General features: G+C 72.8%; 16 protein-coding genes. 8 read left to right on the top strand and 8 right to left on the bottom strand.

Going from position 1 to position 15325, the window contains the following annotated elements:
- Both ACWIHY_RS06935 and ACWIHY_RS06930 read right to left on the bottom strand, forming a co-directional pair.
- Positions 1-2964, bottom strand: a 2964-nt coding sequence (locus ACWIHY_RS06935) for an nSTAND1 domain-containing NTPase (RefSeq protein WP_454374572.1), incomplete at its 3' end; no start/stop codon positions are given.
- A 116-nt stretch (positions 2965-3080) separates the two neighbouring features.
- A complete protein-coding gene (locus ACWIHY_RS06930; RefSeq protein ID WP_454374571.1) occupies positions 3081-4385 on the bottom strand; it encodes an MFS transporter in 1305 nt (434 codons plus the stop codon).
- A 71-nt stretch (positions 4386-4456) separates the two neighbouring features.
- On the opposite strand from ACWIHY_RS06930, the gene ACWIHY_RS06925 reads away from it, so the two are divergent.
- The gene (locus tag ACWIHY_RS06925) at positions 4457-5521 is read left to right on the top strand and encodes a GlxA family transcriptional regulator (protein ID WP_454374570.1); all 1065 of its coding nucleotides are present in this window, start codon (positions 4457-4459) and stop codon (positions 5519-5521) included.
- A gap of 58 nt (positions 5522-5579) precedes the next feature.
- On the top strand, positions 5580-5882 hold the full coding sequence (locus ACWIHY_RS06920; protein ID WP_454374569.1) for a type B 50S ribosomal protein L31: 303 nt from the start codon (positions 5580-5582) through the stop codon (positions 5880-5882).
- A 7-nt stretch (positions 5883-5889) separates the two neighbouring features.
- On the opposite strand, the gene ACWIHY_RS06915 is transcribed toward ACWIHY_RS06920, so the two are convergent.
- Positions 5890-6198 (bottom strand): hypothetical protein, encoded by a 309-nt coding sequence (locus ACWIHY_RS06915; protein ID WP_454374568.1) that lies wholly within the window; start codon positions 6196-6198, stop codon positions 5890-5892.
- A 179-nt stretch (positions 6199-6377) separates the two neighbouring features.
- On the opposite strand from ACWIHY_RS06915, the gene ACWIHY_RS06910 reads away from it, so the two are divergent.
- Together ACWIHY_RS06910 and ACWIHY_RS06905 are read left to right on the top strand one after the other, a co-directional pair.
- Positions 6378-6578 (top strand): hypothetical protein, encoded by a 201-nt coding sequence (locus ACWIHY_RS06910; RefSeq protein WP_028812157.1) that lies wholly within the window; start codon positions 6378-6380, stop codon positions 6576-6578.
- A 357-nt stretch (positions 6579-6935) separates the two neighbouring features.
- Complete coding sequence (locus tag ACWIHY_RS06905) at positions 6936-8015, top strand: MerR family transcriptional regulator (protein ID WP_454374567.1); 1080 nt, start codon at positions 6936-6938, stop codon at positions 8013-8015.
- Here ACWIHY_RS06905 and ACWIHY_RS06900 read toward each other — a convergent pair.
- Together ACWIHY_RS06900 and ACWIHY_RS06895 are read right to left on the bottom strand one after the other, a co-directional pair.
- Positions 7990-9006, bottom strand: coding sequence for an iron-containing redox enzyme family protein (locus tag ACWIHY_RS06900; protein WP_454374566.1), 1017 nt, complete (start codon positions 9004-9006; stop codon positions 7990-7992). The two genes, ACWIHY_RS06905 and ACWIHY_RS06900, sit on opposite strands and share 26 nt — an antisense overlap.
- Complete coding sequence (locus ACWIHY_RS06895) at positions 9003-10544, bottom strand: FAD-dependent oxidoreductase (protein WP_454374565.1); 1542 nt, start codon at positions 10542-10544, stop codon at positions 9003-9005. Before ACWIHY_RS06895 ends, ACWIHY_RS06900 begins: the two co-directional genes overlap by 4 nt.
- Positions 10545-10603: 59 nt before the next feature.
- On the opposite strand from ACWIHY_RS06895, the gene ACWIHY_RS06890 reads away from it, so the two are divergent.
- The 3 genes from ACWIHY_RS06890 (at position 10604) to ACWIHY_RS06880 (ending at position 13364) form a co-directional block, all read left to right on the top strand.
- Complete coding sequence (locus ACWIHY_RS06890) at positions 10604-11254, top strand: HemK2/MTQ2 family protein methyltransferase (protein ID WP_454374564.1); 651 nt, start codon at positions 10604-10606, stop codon at positions 11252-11254.
- The gene (locus ACWIHY_RS06885; protein WP_454374563.1) at positions 11238-11942 is read left to right on the top strand and encodes a CBS domain-containing protein; all 705 of its coding nucleotides are present in this window, start codon (positions 11238-11240) and stop codon (positions 11940-11942) included. The genes ACWIHY_RS06890 and ACWIHY_RS06885 overlap by 17 nt, the downstream gene beginning before the upstream one ends.
- Before the next feature lie 243 nt (positions 11943-12185).
- Positions 12186-13364: an acyl-CoA dehydrogenase family protein gene (locus tag ACWIHY_RS06880; RefSeq protein ID WP_454374562.1), complete on the top strand. Its 1179-nt coding sequence runs from the start codon at positions 12186-12188 to the stop codon at positions 13362-13364.
- A gap of 61 nt (positions 13365-13425) precedes the next feature.
- Here the strand turns inward: ACWIHY_RS06880 and ACWIHY_RS06875 are convergent, their stop codons facing one another.
- Entirely contained in the window at positions 13426-13989 is a 564-nt protein-coding gene (locus ACWIHY_RS06875) for a rhodanese-like domain-containing protein (protein ID WP_454374561.1), read from the bottom strand.
- A gap of 73 nt (positions 13990-14062) precedes the next feature.
- On the opposite strand from ACWIHY_RS06875, the gene ACWIHY_RS06870 reads away from it, so the two are divergent.
- On the top strand, positions 14063-14344 hold the full coding sequence (locus ACWIHY_RS06870) for a metal-sensitive transcriptional regulator (protein ID WP_018845516.1): 282 nt from the start codon (positions 14063-14065) through the stop codon (positions 14342-14344).
- A gap of 28 nt (positions 14345-14372) precedes the next feature.
- On the opposite strand, the gene ACWIHY_RS06865 is transcribed toward ACWIHY_RS06870, so the two are convergent.
- Together ACWIHY_RS06865 and ACWIHY_RS06860 are read right to left on the bottom strand one after the other, a co-directional pair.
- Positions 14373-15125, bottom strand: coding sequence for a sulfite exporter TauE/SafE family protein (locus ACWIHY_RS06865; RefSeq protein ID WP_454374560.1), 753 nt, complete (start codon positions 15123-15125; stop codon positions 14373-14375).
- Positions 15122-15319 (bottom strand): hypothetical protein, encoded by a 198-nt coding sequence (locus ACWIHY_RS06860; RefSeq protein ID WP_454374559.1) that lies wholly within the window; start codon positions 15317-15319, stop codon positions 15122-15124. The genes ACWIHY_RS06865 and ACWIHY_RS06860 overlap by 4 nt, the downstream gene beginning before the upstream one ends.
- Positions 15320-15325: the final 6 nt, after the last annotated feature.

Here is a 15325-nt window from a genome sequence, read left to right as displayed (position 1 = left end):
GAGGAGTCTGTGGCGGCGTAAGTCCCACAGTTTGACCGAACGATCCACGCTCGCCGACGCCACCAGCCGCCCGTCCGGCGCGACCGCCGACTGCCAGGCCTCGGCGAACGGGCGCGCGGTCAGCGCGGCCCGGTCCAGGTCCCACAGCACCGCCGACTGGTCGAAGCCCGCCGTGGCCACGACATTGCCCCGGCCGACGGCGGCCCCCAGCACGTAGTCCGTGTGCCCGGCCAGCGTGGCGGTCACCCGGTGGCTCGCCGTGTCCCACACCTTCGCCGTGCCGTCCCCGCCGGCGCTGACGACGGTGGCCCCGTCCCTGCCGTACGCCACCGCGTTCACGTCGTCGCTGTGACCGGTGAGAGTGGCGCGGACGCGGTGGCGGCGTACGTCCCAGATCCTGACCGTACGGTCCGAACTGCCCGAGGCGACGCTGCGGCCGTCCGGGCCGAAGGCCACCCCCAGCACGCCGTCGGTGTGCCCCCGCAGCGTCGCCCGTGCCCTGCGCCCGGCCACGTCCCAGATCCTGACCGTACGGTCGGAGCCCCCCGATACGACGCTGCGCCCGTCCGGGCCGAACGCGACCCCGTACACGCTGTCGGTGTGCCCCCGCAGTGTCGCCCGCACCCGGTGGCGCGGCACGTCCCAGAGGCGCACCGTCCGGTCCGCGCCGCCCGACACGAGGGTCCGTCCGCCCGGACCGAAGGCGACCGACCGCACGGCGCCGCCGTGGCCGAGCAGCGTCCCGGCCTGCTGACGGTCCGCCACATTCCAGAGCTGTACGGCCCCGTCGTAGCCCGCCGACGCGATCAGCCGCCCGTCCGGACTGAACGCGACGGAGATGACCGGGCCGCCGTGGCCCGTGAGCGTGTCCACGGGACGACGGTGGTCCGCCCCTCCCCACAGCCGTACGGTGCCGTCCGAACTGGCCGACGCCAGCAGCTTGTCGTCGGGGCTGAACGCCACACCGTTGACCGGACCCGTGTGCCCGGCGAGACGACCCGCGAAGTACTGTGCCTGGGTGCTGAGCAGCGCGCCGCGCGCCTCAGTGGTGGGCGCCGTGCGGTACGCCTCGGCCGCCAGGCGCACCGACGCCTCGGGCTGCCCCGCCGCCAGCGCGCCGGACCGTACCGCCATCGCCTGCGACTGGGCGACCCGGCGCTCGTCGACGGCGCGGGACCTCTGATGGAACGCCGTTCCGCCCGCGAGCAGTGCCAGTACGAGCAGCGCCCCCAGCAGCACCAGCAGCCTGCGGTGGGTGCGGACCTGGCGCCGCCGGGCCTGCTTCCCGGCCACCTCCTGCGCGCGGCTCGCGTCGAGGAACTCGGTTTCGTACGGACCGAGTCCGGCCCCTCCGTCGGCCCGCTCCGCCCATTCCTGTACGGCGGCGAGCCGCGTCCCCCGGTACAGGAGTCCGGGATCGCGGTCCTCGCGCACCCACTCGGCCGCGGCTTCGGCGAGCTGCTGGTGGATGAGCAGCCCGGCCCGGTTGGTGCCGATCCAGCCGCGCAGCCGGGGCCAGGCACGCAGCAGCGCCTCGTGGGTGATCTCCACCGCGTCGCTGTCCACGGTGATCAGCCGCGCCCGTACGAACGCGTCGAGCGCCGTCTCCACCGCACGGCGGTCGGGCAGTTGCTCCAGTAGCAGTTCGCGGCTCGCCCTGCGCCGGGTCGCCGCGTCGCTGTCCCCGCCCCCATTGCCGCTGCCGTCCCCGGCGCCGACCTGGACCAGTCGCTCCAATACCCGCCGCGCCGTGTCCTGCTCGGCGGGCTGGAGCCGGGTGAACACGGCTTCGGCCGTTCGCGCGATCGCGCCGTGGATGCCGCCGGTCGTCTCGTAGCCCGCGACGGTCAGCGTCCGGTCGGTGCGCTGCTGCCAGGTGACCAGCAACGCGTGGGCGAGCAGAGGCAGCGCGCCGGGCGAGGCCGGCGTGAGGTCGTCCTGACCGCCCTGCCCGGCGCCCCTGGCTCCCACATCGCGCAGCAGCAGGCCGACGAGACCGGCCTCCAAAGTGAGCCCCGCGCGCTGGGCGGGGAGCGTGATGGACTCACGCAGTTCGGCGCCGGTCATCGGGCCGAGCGCGAACAGGCCGTGCGAGAAGACGGCCGCCAGCTCCGGATGGTCCAGACACCGGCCGCTGAAGTCGGCCCGGACCCCCAGCACCACGACACCGGGCGGGCACGCGTCGTCCCCCTCGGCAGGGGAGGCGAGGGCGGACAGTACGGCCACGAACGCGCGCCGCTCCGCCTCCTGCGCGCACAGCGTGAACGTCTCCTCGAACTGGTCCACCAGCAGCACCAGTCGCCCCGGCCCCGCCGCCAGCAGCGGCCGTACGGCGTCGGCGAGCTCCCGCGGCCGCGCCCGCAACGACTCCGGACTCGCCCCGAGGCCCGTCCCCAGCGCCTCCGTCACGCACCGCAGCAGTTCCTTCAGCGGATGCGCGGTGGGCGTGCACACCACCACCGGCCAGCCGCCCGACCCCTCGACGGGCAGCGCCCCGCGCCGCAGCGCGGGCAACAGACCGGCCCGCAGCAACGAGGACTTGCCCGCCCCCGAGGAGGCGACCACCGCGAGCGGGCCGCTGCCCGCTCGCTCGGCGAGCCGGCCCACCAGCTCGGCCGTCGCCCGCTCCCGCCCGAAGAACCACCGCGCGTGTTCGGGGCCGAAGGACGCGAGACCCCGGTACGGGCACACCACGTCGGCCGGGCCGGGCAGTTGCGGCGGGGCCGGCCGACGCGCGGGGGGTACGTCGGCCACCAGCCGCACCAGGGCGCCGCCCGCGCCCAGTGCCTCGTCACAGCGCCTGGCCACGTCGGGTGTCGGCGGCTTGCCACCGTTCTCGATCTTGCTCAGATAGCCCTTGCTGTAGTGGATCGACCGGGCCAGCGCGGTGAGCGAGATGCCGCGCTCGCTTCGCAGACGCCGCAGTTCTTCCCCGAAGGGGCATGCGCCCCGAACCCCGTCCATGCGGTGAACCGTACAGGCCGATTACGGTCAGTTTCCCTATGTACTAACGCTTTTGCCTGAATTCTGGTCGGCGCTGCTTGCGTGCCCCCTGGGCGGGGTAGGCCGCCGGGTCCTCCTCATGCCGCCGCGCGCGGCCGTCCGACCATCAGGGCCAGCAGCGCACCCGCCCCGCACAGCGCGCCGGCCCCCACCCAGAGCGGGTCGTACGAACCGAACGCGTCCCGGACCGCGCCGCCGGCGAACGCGGCCAGTCCGGCGCCCAGTTGGTGGGCCGCTCCTGCCCAGCCGAAGACGACGGCGCTGTCCCTGCCGTACAACTCCCGGCACAGGGCGAGCGTCGGCGGCACCGTGGCGACGTCGAGCAGCCCGAAGACCACGACAAACGCGACCAGGGGCGTCCCGGCGTCGGCCGTGAGCAGCAGGGGCAGGGCGAGCAGCGTGAGGCCGCGCAGCGTGTAGTACGCCGCGAGCAGGCGCCGGGAGTCGAAACGGTCGGTCAGCCAGCCCGAGGCGACGGTTCCCGCGACGTTGAAGACGCCGATCGTCGCGAGCAGCGACGAGGCGACGGTGGCGGGCATGCCGTGATCGTGCGCGGCGGGGGTGAAGTGGGTCCACATGACGCCGTTCGTCGACGCGCCGCAGATCGCGAAGGTCGTCGCCAGCAGCCAGAAGGGACCGGTGCGCGCCGACCGTACGAGCACGGATACGGTTCGCCGCGCCGGCCCGGGAACGGGCGCGGGCCGTTCCCGGGAAGCAATCGCGGCGACCTCGTGTGCCCCGTACGGCCGTAGTCCGACATCCGTCGGACGATCGCGCAGCAGCAGGAGCACGAGCGGCAGGGTGACCAGCGCCGCCACCACGAGCGTCACCGTTCCGGCGCGCCACGCGTACCGCTCGACGACCCAGGAGAGCAACGGCAGGAACACGAACTGCCCGAACACGCCCGCCGCGGTGAGCACACCGGTGACCAGTCCGCGGCGGCGTACGAACCACCGCTCGGTGACGGTCGCGGCGAACGCCATCGCCATCGACCCGCAGCCCGTACCGACCAGGACGCCCCAGCAGAGTACGAACTGCCAGGGCTCCGTCATGACCGTGGTGAACAGCGCCCCCGTCGCGACGGCGCCGAGCGCGCCTCCGACGACCCGGCGCATCCCGAAGCGGTCCATCAGATCCGCCGCGAACGGCGCGGTGAGGCCGTACAGGACCATGTTCACCGACGCGCCCACCCCGATCGTGGAGCGCGACCAGCCGAACTCCCGGTGGAGCGGGCCGACCAGTAGGCCCGCCATGGTGGTGAAGGCCCCGGCCGTGACGATCGCGAGGGCGGCGACCGCGGCGACCACCCAGGCCCGGTGCACCCGTGTCCGGGCAGGCGGCCGCTTCCGTGAACTCTCCCTGATGCGAGTGATCTCAACCATGCGTCCGACCCTGCGCCCGTGGGCCGCCCCGGACCAGTGGCGAGATGGTCGCCATGTGAAAGAATCTCGCCATGTCAGTCAGTACGCCGCCCCTGCCAGGGTTCAGGAGCTCGGGAGACCCGCACCGCGTCGCCGTCCTCGTCCGGGACGGTCTGCTCACCATGGAACTGGGCATCGTCCACCGCCTGTTCAGACAGGCTCTCACTGCCTCGGGTCAGCCCCTGTACGAGGTCCTGACCTGCACCCCCGAGCCCGGCGACGTGCGCACGGACGCCGACGTCACCGTTCGTGTCGCGCACGGTACGGACCTCCTCGCCGAGGCCGACACCGTGATGGTCCCGGCGTCCGACGAGGACTACACGCCCCGCGCCGCGCCCCACCTGCCGCCCGGCCTGGCGAAGGCCCTGAGCCGGATCCGCCCGGGCGCCCGCATCGCCTCCATCTGCACCGGCTCCTTCGTCCTCGCGGCGGCCGGGCTGCTCGACGGCAGGCGCGCCACGACGCACTGGCGCTCCGCCGCCGATCTCCAGCGGCTCCACCCGGACGTGCGCGTCGACCCGGACGTGCTCTACACCGACGAGGACGGCGTACTCACGGCGGCGGGTGTCGCCTCCGGAATCGACCTGTGCCTGCACATGATCCGCAGCGACCACGGCTCGGCGGTCGCCAACGAGGTGGCCCGCGGCACGGTCGTCCCGCCGCACCGGGACGGAGGCCAGGCGCAGTACATCGCGCGGCCCGTCACCGCCCCCCGCCGGTCGTCCACCGGGCCCGCCCGCGCGTGGGCCCTGCGGCACCTGGACCGCCCCGTCAGCCTGCGTGAGCTCGCCGACCGCGCCGCGATGAGCACCCGCACGTTCTCGCGCCGGTTCTGCGAGGAGGCCGGACAGACGCCGCTCCAGTGGCTCACCGGGCAGCGCGTCGACCGTGCCCGGCAGCTGCTGGAGGAGACGGACCTGCCCGTCGACCGGGTGGCGGCCGCGGCCGGCTTCGGTACGGCGGTCTCGCTGCGCCAGCATCTGCATGCCGCGTTGGGGGTCTCGCCGAGCGCCTACCGCGCCACGTTCAGGGGGCCTGCCGGGCACGGGAGAGGGGGCGCGGCGGCGACGGATGCCGACCGGCGCCGTCCGGCTTAGCCTGGGAAGGCCCGACCCGTACGCGCTTACCCCCGTACTACGAGGCAAGGAGCCAGATGTGAAGCCGGACGCCAGCATCTCCTACCAGCAAGTGGTCTTCAGGGACCGGGCCGCGGGATACGCGTTCCTCACCCGGTCGACGGCCACCAGCGACAACACCATCGAGTGGGACGACGGCAACACGTACCCCGTCGTCGATGTCGAGATCTCCTCGGAGAGCCACCCGTTCTACACCGGCAAGGCCCGGGCCGTGGACACGGAGGGGCGGATCGCGCGGTTCGAGCGGCGCTTCGGGCAGGGCGGGCAGGAGGGGCAGGGCGGGCAGGGCGGTCCGGCCGGTCAGGGCCAGTCGCCCGCGTAGCCGTCGGCTACATGTCTTCCAGTTCCTCGTCGAGACCCTCGAGTTCTTCGTCGAGGCCCTTGAGTTCGTCTTCCTCTTCGTCCTCGTCGGGGGCGTCCGGATCGATGTCCGGCTCCTCCTCGGAGAGCAGCTGGTCCAGCGACTCGCCCTGGTGCGCCTCCTCCGCCGTGTTGCCGAAGAACTCCGCGGGTGACCAGTGCTCGGGGGGTGCGATGCCCGCGTCGAGGGGGTCGTACTCCAGGTCGTCGCTCTCGAGCGTGTCCTGTGCGTCCAGAACGCCGTCGTCCTCGGGGGGAACCGTGTTGTCTTCGCTCATGTGTCCCACTCCGTGCCTCGTTCGGCCCGATTGGGCTGCCCACATTGCCCACGCTCCCGCAGGCGGCCGCCCCTCGCATCCGGAACGTGAGAACACCGCAGGGCCGCGGGATGTTCACCGGATGCGGTGCGGGTACGCGAGAACCAGAATGCCCACTGAGGACGAAACAAGGAGGCGGTATGAGCGAGGAATCCGTTTCGAGGCCGAAGCCGTCGGAGGTGACACCCGACAGCCTGCTGCACACCGGTGCCACCGATGACGTCACGCCCGAGGACCTGGTGCTCTCCTCGGGGCGCGACGTGACCCCGGCGACTCTGGAGTGGGCAAGGCGCCGGCTGGAGAAGGAGGGCCGAGCGGCGATCGACACACAGCTTCCTTAGTGCCGCACGACGCCACACCGGTACTCACGCGCTCCGCCCCGCACAGGCCGTTCTGTGCGGGGCGGAGCGCGTGCTCGGGCCGCCCGGCCCCGGGGGGAGCCCTGAAGAGGGCCGGGCGGCCGCCCGGCGCCACGGGGGCCGCTGCACCCGTGACGCCTCCCTGCGCGGCGGCCCGTTCCGCGTGTGCGGGACGTGACTCCACGTCCCGCACGCCCTGGTCCCCGGTGGCATCCGTGTCACCGACCACACGGATGCCACCGGGATTCGCCGACCCGCCGCCGTCCTGCACGGGAACACCTTCGGGTGGGCTCGCCGGAGTGGGCAACCCGCGTCGTTCGTGCGTCGTATCGTCCGTGCATGGACGTGGCACGACAGCCCTCGCAGGACGCCGGACTGACCACCGGGGCGCTCGCCCTGCGGCTGGGTGTCGCGCCGACGACACTGCGGTCCTGGGACCGGCGTTACGGGCTCGGGCCCGCCGCACGGGAAGGCGGCAGGCACCGGCGCTGGACCCCCGCCGATGTCGCTGTACTGGAGCGCATGTGCCTGCTGACCGCCCGGGGCGTCGCGCCGGCCGAGGCCGCCCGGCTGGCCCGTTCCCGGGACGCGGCGCAGGACGGCCCGTTCCCCCCAGCCGTCGTCCCCGGTCCGAGGACGACCGGCAACGCGTCCCCTGGGAACGCGCCGCCCGCCGGCACCGCTCCGGGCGGGACGTCACCGGCGTACACGGCGTACACGGAGGACAAGGCCGACAGGGCGCTGCGTGCGGACGGCGCGGACGGCGCGGACGTCACACGGGTGGCGCGCGGTCTGTCCCGGGCCGCCGTACGGCTCGACTCGCCGCGGCTCGACGCTCTCCTGGCCTCCGCCGTCGCCGAGTACGGACTCGTCCGAGCCTGGGAAGACGTGATGACGACCGCCCTGCGCGCCATCGGCCGCACGTGGGCCACCGGCGGCGACGAGGCCGGCGAACGGTACGTAGAGGCCGAACACCTCCTGTCGTGGCACATCTCCTGCGCCCTGCGGCACCATCGCCCCACGGGCGGCACGGAGAGCCACGACCCCCCGGTCCTGCTCGCCTGCGCCCCGGGGGAGGCGCACACCCTCGCCCTGGAGGCCCTCGCCGCGGCCCTCGGCGAACGCGGAACGCCGGTGCGGATGTTCGGGGCCGCGGTGCCCGTCGGCGCCCTGTCCGAGGCCGTACGCAGGACCGGGCCGCTCAGCGTCGTGCTCTGGTCCCAGACACGCGCCACGGCCGACCGCGCCCTGGCCCGCCTCGTACGCGCCACGGCCCGGGGCATCAGGGGCGCGCGCACCAGGCCCGCCGTGCTGGTAGCCGGGCCCGGCTGGACCCGTACGCGCCCCACAGAGGGCGTGCATCGCCCGAACGGCCTGACACACGCTCTGGAACTCATCGGGGCCGGGCCGGGCCGCTGATGCCGGGCGCGCCGGGACGCAGCGAACCCCCGCCCTCCCGCCACGCGCCGAGGACGTGCTCCTCCCAGCGCGACTCCAGCAGCACGCTCGCCCGGATGCCGAACGCGACGTCCCCGGCCAGCTCCGGCTCCCTGGCGAGCAGATCCCCGATCACATCGCGGCGCATCACCTGCTCGTGCACGGCGTCCGCCTCGATGTGCTCGGTGAAGAAACGCGTGCACTCCTCGCCGGCGCCCAGCCGCTCCAGGGCCTTCGCCATCCGGCGCGCGCCCGGCGGAGAGGTGATCTCCAGCGTGGCGAAGTTCCCCACGGAGGCTCCGCGCAGCGCCCGGCGCAGTCCGAAGAGCGTCATGGCGTTGACGGGGGCGAGGGTGACGGCGGGCGCGAATTCCAGATACAGGCCGTAGCGCGCGTCCAGCCCCGCGCCCTCCATCAGGCCGGCGAAGAGCCTCGCGTGCACGTGCGCGCCGCGGCCGCCGCCGAACTCGTCGAACTCCACCGCCACCAGCGAAGCCTTCGCCTGCCCCTCCAGCCGGGGGATCACCCACGCCTGCGGGTCGGCCTCCTTCAGCTGGTAGAGCGAGCGGTGGGCGAGGTACTCACGCATCCGCTCCCAGGTGCCGTCGTGCATCAGTTCGTGCGAAACGCCGTGCCCCTCCACCGGCTCGACGAGCAGCGCGTCGAGCTCGGCCGTCACGTCGTCCCCGCCGGACGCCGTCTCGCGCAGCGCGCCCAGGAACACGCCCTCCATGGCGCCGCGCAGCCGCAGCAGGTCCAGGTCCCACTCCCGTGCGTCGGAGACACCCCGAAAGCCCCGGTAGTGCGGTTCGTACGCCATGTAGAGGGCCAACTGGAGATCGTCCCCGAACGGGTCCGCGCAAGCGGCCTCGTCGAGCAGCGGGCCGGCGGGCGGAGGAGTCCCGAGCAGTATCTCCCGCACGGCGCGCGACAGGGGACCGCGAGAGGGGGGCAGCTCGGCGGCAGCCGTCATGTGTCCTCGTCCTCGAAATCATGGACCCGTTCCAGCGGGTGTACGGCGGGCCCCTGGAGCACCTCGCCGCCGATCCCGAACCGGGAGCCGTGGCACGGGCACTCCCAGGTGCGTTCGCCGTCGTTGAACCGCACCAGACAGCCCAGGTGTGTACACCGGGCCGACAGCGCGTGCAGCTCACCCGCGTCGTCACGGTGCACCGCCACGTGACGGGCGCCGCTGCGCACCACCGCACCCGAGCCGGGCGCGATGGCAGAGGCGGGCCCGCTACCCGTGACGAAGGGCAGCCGGTCGCCCACGAAGTGCCCGGCCGCCGCGGCCTGGAACCGCATCAGCGCCGGGGCCTCCTTCAGCGGCTGGAGGCGTACCGGGTCGTACAGGTCGGTCCAGGGGAGTTTCTGCCCGGTGATCCGCGCGGCGAGCAGTTTGCCGGCCATCACACCGCTCGCCATGCCCCAGCCGTTGAAGCCGGCCGCCACGAAGGCGTGGTGCGCGCGCGGATGCAGCGCGCCCACGAAGGGCACGCCGTCCGTCGGTTCGTTGTCCTGGGCGGCCCACCGGTGCGTGAGCCGTACGTCCGGGAAGCGCTGCGTGGTCCACTGTTCCAGCCGTTCGTACCGTTCCTCGACACGGCCCGCTCCAGGGGTGAACTTCTCACCCGTCACGATGAGCAGCCGCTCGCCCTCGCCGTGCGGAGCGGTCCGCACCGAACGCGTCGATCCCGCGGGCGTCAGATACATCCCCCCGGGGTCCTGCGCGGCCGGGATCACCCCGGCCACCACCAGCTCGCGGTGCGGCTTCAGGCGGGGGAAGAGCAGTGACCTGTCGAAGACCGGGTAGTGCGTGGCGACCACGACATCGCGGGCCGAGACGGTGCGGCCGTCCTCGGTCGTGAGCCGGCACGGTTCGCCCTCGCGCAGCCCGACGACCCTGGTGCCCTCGAAGATCTGCCCGCCGCGCCGCTCCAGATCGGCGGCCAGCGCGTACAGGTACTTGCGCGGATGGAACTGCGCCTGTTCCTCCACGCGCACCGCGCCCGCGACGGGGAACGGCAGACCGGTCTCCTTCACGAACGACGCGGGCAGGCCGGCGGCGCGCGCGGCCTCCGCCTCCGTCTCGACCGTGAGGGCCTGCGCGTGCGTCTCGGCGTAGGTGAAGGCCGGGGTGCGCTCCAGATCGCAATCGATCCCGAGTTCCTCGCAGACGGCCACCACATGTCCGATGGCGTCCTGCTGTGAACGCGCGTACAGCGCGGCGCCCTGTTTGCCGCGCGTGCCGCGGAGCCGCTGGTAGATGATCCCGTGCAGCGCCGAAAGCTTGGCCGTCGTGTTGCCGGTGACCCCAGCGGCGATACGGTCCGCCTCCAGCAGAGCCACACTCTTTCCGGCCCGGGCCAGCTCCCAGGCGGTGCAGATCCCCGCGATGCCTCCGCCGATCACCGCCACGTCCACGTCGAGGCCGTCGGGCGGCGGGGGGTGGGCCGCTGCGTCGCCGTACTCCATCCAGTACGAATGGGGGCGGGCGGGGTCATCCCTCATTTGTAGCTCCTTACGGCAGGGGCCGTTATGACCAGGGCTCTTCGAGGTACCCCCGTCCCATGCGCCTACTCAGACCACCTGGTGTCTACGCCCCACTGGAAGACACCGAACTCCTCGCACGGGTGACCCGGGAGGAGCCGCGGATGCCCGGTGCCGACGTACTCGACGTCGGCACCGGTACGGGTGCGCTCGCCCTGGTGGCCGCCCAGTGCGGCGCGGCCAGTGTCACCGCGACCGACCTGTCGCGCAGAGCCGTCCTCGCGGCCCGGCTCAATGCCCGGCTGCGAGGACATCCGATCCGGGTTCACCGCGGCGACCTGCTGAGCTCGTTCGCGGGGCGGAGCTTCGACCTGATCCTCTCCAACCCACCGTACGTCGCTTCGCCCGGCGGCGTACCGTCGAAGGGAGCCGACCTGGCCTGGTGGGCTGGCGCGGACGGCCGGGCGGTGCTGGACCGGCTGTGTGTACAGGCGCCGCCCCTGCTGAGGAGCGGCGGCGTACTCCTGCTCGTGCAGTCGGCGCTGTCCGGTGTGGACGCGACCGTGGAGGCCCTGACCGCCCAGGGGCTGCGCGCCGGGCCCGTGGCCCGCGAGGCGGTGCCGTACGGGCCGGTGATGCGGCGGCACGCCGCGTGGCTGCAGGCGCGGGGTCTGGTGGACCCGGGCGAGGAGAAGGAGGAACTGGTGGTGATCCGTGCCTGGCGCAGCTGAGAGTTCCCGTGGACAAGGCGGCCGTACGGCACGGCGGGTCGTCGTGGACCCGCACGGCCCGGTGCTCGTGGAGGGGCCGGTCGAGATCACGCTGGCGGACGGCACGACCGCCCGCTCCGACCGGTTCATGGTGGCCGTCTGCACCTGCCGGCGCAGCCGTCGCTACCCGTGGTGCGACACGAGCCACCGCCGCAGAACGGCTGCCGGGTCCTCGTCCGGGCCCCCGGCGGATTCCAGCGAACGGGCCGTCAATTCCGCGGCGGGAGGGACGATGACGACCGCACGCCAGATCATGTCCAAGGGCACGGAGTGCGTGGGTGATCAGGAAACCCTGGCGGACGCCGCGAGGACGATGACGCGGCTCGGTGTCGGCGCCCTGCCCGTCTGCGGTACGGACGACAAGCTCATGGGCATGCTGACCTACCGCGACATCGTGGTGCGTGCAATCGGCGCGGGCAAGGACCCGAACGTGACGAAGGCGGCCGAACTCGCCCAGGGCGAGCCGGTGTTCGTGCAGGCTGACGACAGTGTCGAGCAGGTGCTCCGCACAATGACGCGGCACCAGGTGCGCAGGCTCCCCGTGCTCGACGGCCACCGGCTGGTCGGCATGGTCGCCCAGGCCGATGTCGCCAAGGCACTTCCCTCACCACAGGTCGGTGAGCTCCTGGAGGCGCTGTCCACCGACTGACCATGGGCGACATTCTGATGGGCACCTGTTCCGGGTGGGCGCGCTTCCCGCAGCCCTGCGGCCGACGGGCGCCCCTGTCGCCCGGGTCTTCCACACCTGCTGTGCGGAGGCAGCCGGGACGATGTCCGAACTGCCGGCGGACCAGCGGAACGACAGCGATCGGGTGCGGGAAGCCCTTCCAGATTTTTGAAACGCGTTCTAGTGTGTGCGCCGCCGTAGGGAACGCGAGACTCTGGAGGGGCCGTGCACCTCGAATACACGCCTGAGCAGACGCGGTTGCGCGCCGACCTGCGTGCGTACTTCGCCGAGCTCGTACCCGACAACGCCTACGCCCGGTACGCCGAACCGGCGGCGCAGAAGCGTTTCTACCGCGCCACCGTCCGCCGCCTCGGCGCGGACGGCTGGCTGGGTGTCGGATGGCCCGCGGAGTACGGCGGGCGAGGGCTCTCGCCGATGGAGCAGTTCATCTTCTTCGACGAGGCCGCACAGGCCGGCGTGCCGTTGCCGCTGATGGCCCTGAACACCGTGGGCCCGACCATCATGCAATTCGGTACGGACGAACAGAAGGCGTACTTCCTCCCCGGGATCCTCTCCGGCGAGACCGACTTCGCGATCGGGTACAGCGAGCCCGACGCGGGCACCGACCTCGCCGCGCTGAAGACCCGCGCCGTGCGCGAGGGCGACGAGTATGTCGTCAACGGGCAGAAGATCTGGACCACCAACGGCGACACCGCGGACTGGGTCTGGCTCGCCGTCCGCACCGACCCGGACGCGTCGCCCCACAAGGGCATCACCATGCTGCTCGTGCCGACGAGCGATCCCGGTTACTCCTGCACCCTCATCAACACTCTCGCCTCGCACGACACCACCGCCAGCTACTACGAGAACATCCGCGTCCCCCTCTCCCGCCGCGTCGGCGAAGAGAACAAGGGCTGGCGGCTCATCACCAACCAGCTCAACCACGAACGGGTCACCCTCGCCGCCCACGGGACCATGGCCATCCGCGCGCTGCACAACGTCCAGCGCTGGGCAGCCGGTACCAAGCTCGCCGACGGGCGCCGCGTCATCGACCTAGGCTGGGTCCGCGGACGCCTCGCGAAGACCCACACCAGGCTCGACGCGATGAAGCTCCTCAACTGGCAGATGGTGTCCGCTCTCCAGAACGCCACGCTCACCCCCCACGACGCCTCCGCGGTGAAGGTCTACGGCTCCGAGGCACGCCGCGACGCCTACGCCTGGCTGATGGAGGTCGTCGGCGCGGCAGGCCCGCTGAAGGAGGGATCGGCGGGCGCCGTCCTGCACGGAGAACTGGAACGCGGGTACCGCAGCGCCGTCATCTTCACCTTCGGCGGCGGGAACAACGAGATCCAGCGCGAGATCATCTCCTGGATCGGCCTCGGGATGCCGCGCGTACGCCGTTGAGGCCGACCGTCGCAGGAGTTGCCCGCGTGCGGTGACGCCGGCGTCGGCGCGTGCGCCGGGCTCAGTCGGTCAGGGACGCGAGGGTGGCCTGCAGATCTGTGGCGCGAGGCTGGTTGTGGGGGAGCTTGGCCAGGACGCGGGCCATGCCGCAGGTGTCGGTGAGGGCGGAGAAAACCAGCCCCCCGGCGACGCCCGCGGACAGCCAGCGTGCGGCCGGCCGGCGCTGTCCGGTGAGCAGTCCGGCCAGCACCAGGGCTCCCGCGGCGAAGCGGACCTGACGTTCCATGGCCCAGGTCGCGCCGGCGTCGTCGGGTCGGTGGATGTCGTGGCCGAGCTGCCTCCAGGCGGTGGTACCGCCGGTGAGGGTGGCCGCCGCGATGCTGTGCTCGGCGAGTGCCGCACAGGCCTGTGCGGAGCGGGCGCCGGAGGCGCACACCACGAGGAGATCGCCGCGGGCGGCCGCCTTCTTCAGCGCGGGCAGGGCGGCGGCGAGGTGGTCGAGGGGGATGTTGTGGGCGCCGGGCAGGTGGCCGGAGGCGTACTCGCCGGGCGTGCGCACGTCGATGACGGTCAGCTCGTGCAGCCTGGCGCGGGCCCGGTCGGGGGCGATGGCAGTGGTGCTCACTGGATATTCCTCTTCATTTCGGGATGCGTCCCTCGGGGTAGGATACCCACAGGGGTATATCGAAGGAGTGGCTGTGGAACTGGCGATGGCGGCCGAGGAACTGAAGACAGTGGTCAACCGGCTGCGCCGGGCGCAGGGCCAGATCGCCGGAGTGATCAAGATGATCGAGGAGGGCCGGGACTGCGAGGACGTGGTCACGCAGCTCGCCGCGGCCTCCCGCGCACTGGACAAGGCGGGTTTCGCGATCATCGCCACCGGTCTCCAGCACTGTCTGACCGATGCGGACATGGCCGCCAGTGGCGATCGTGAGCAGATGCGGGCTCGCCTGGAGAAACTCTTCCTGTCGCTGGCTTAGACCGGAACCCGCCAGGTTGGGGGCGGGGTCACGTCATCGTATCGATGAGCATGAACGCGGCCACGCCCAGCAGCATCGCCGCGAAGGCGCGTTGCAGGAGGGCCCCTGAGACGTTGGCGGCCAGGCGCTTTCCGTCCCAGGCGCCCAGGATCGCGGCCCCTGTGAAAGGTGCGATCACCGCCCAGTCCAGGCCCCCGGCGGTGGCGCCGCGCGTGGCCAGGGAGGCGAGCGAGTTGGCCGAGATGACCAGAAGGCTGGTACCGACCGCGGCCTGCATCTCGAAGGCCAGAACGGTGACCAGGGCCGGTACGGCGAGAAAGCCACCGCCCACACCCAGCAGCCCGGTCAGTGCGCCCAGCCCCGCACCGGTCCCGGCCGCTTTGGCCGACCGCAGGGCAGCAGCGCCTCCGCCGACCGCCTCGCGGGCGGGGCGCAGCATCCTGACGGCGGCCAGCCCGGCGACGGCGGCGAACGCGATGGTCAGCACCGGCTGGGGCAGCCGGGAGGCCGCGGCCCCGGCCGCAGCCGCGGGCAGGAGCCCGGCGGCCGCGAGCAGAGCGCCCGCTTTCCAGCGCACATGGCCGCTGCGGGCGTGACCGTACAGGGCGGTGAGCGAGGTGGCGGTGATGATCAGGAGGCTTGCGGTGGTGGCGGCCGCCGGTGTGAAGCCGAGCAGGTAGATCAGGGCAGGGACCGCCAGGACGCTGCCGCCACCGCCCAGCGCGCCCAGTGCCAGACCGACCACGGCCCCCGCTGCGAGGGCGAGGATCAACAGGCTCACGCTATGACACCGGTGGCCCCCGCCATGAGGCTGATCGGCTGCCGGTGGAGTGCGCCCGGCGCGTGCCCAGCCCTGCATTCGGGGCCTTCGCGGACGTCGAGCATGACGGGCCGGCCGTCGGCGGTGCTCTGGTGGGCCTGGTACTGGGCCTGGGCAGGGGTGCGGCGGCCGGCGCGGCGGCGTCGGAAGAACATGGGTGA

This window comes from Streptomyces sp. NPDC055287 (genome assembly GCF_053646035.1).
Note: the sequence above shows the minus strand (reverse complement) of the source record. Positions and strands in the feature narration are given on the sequence as shown.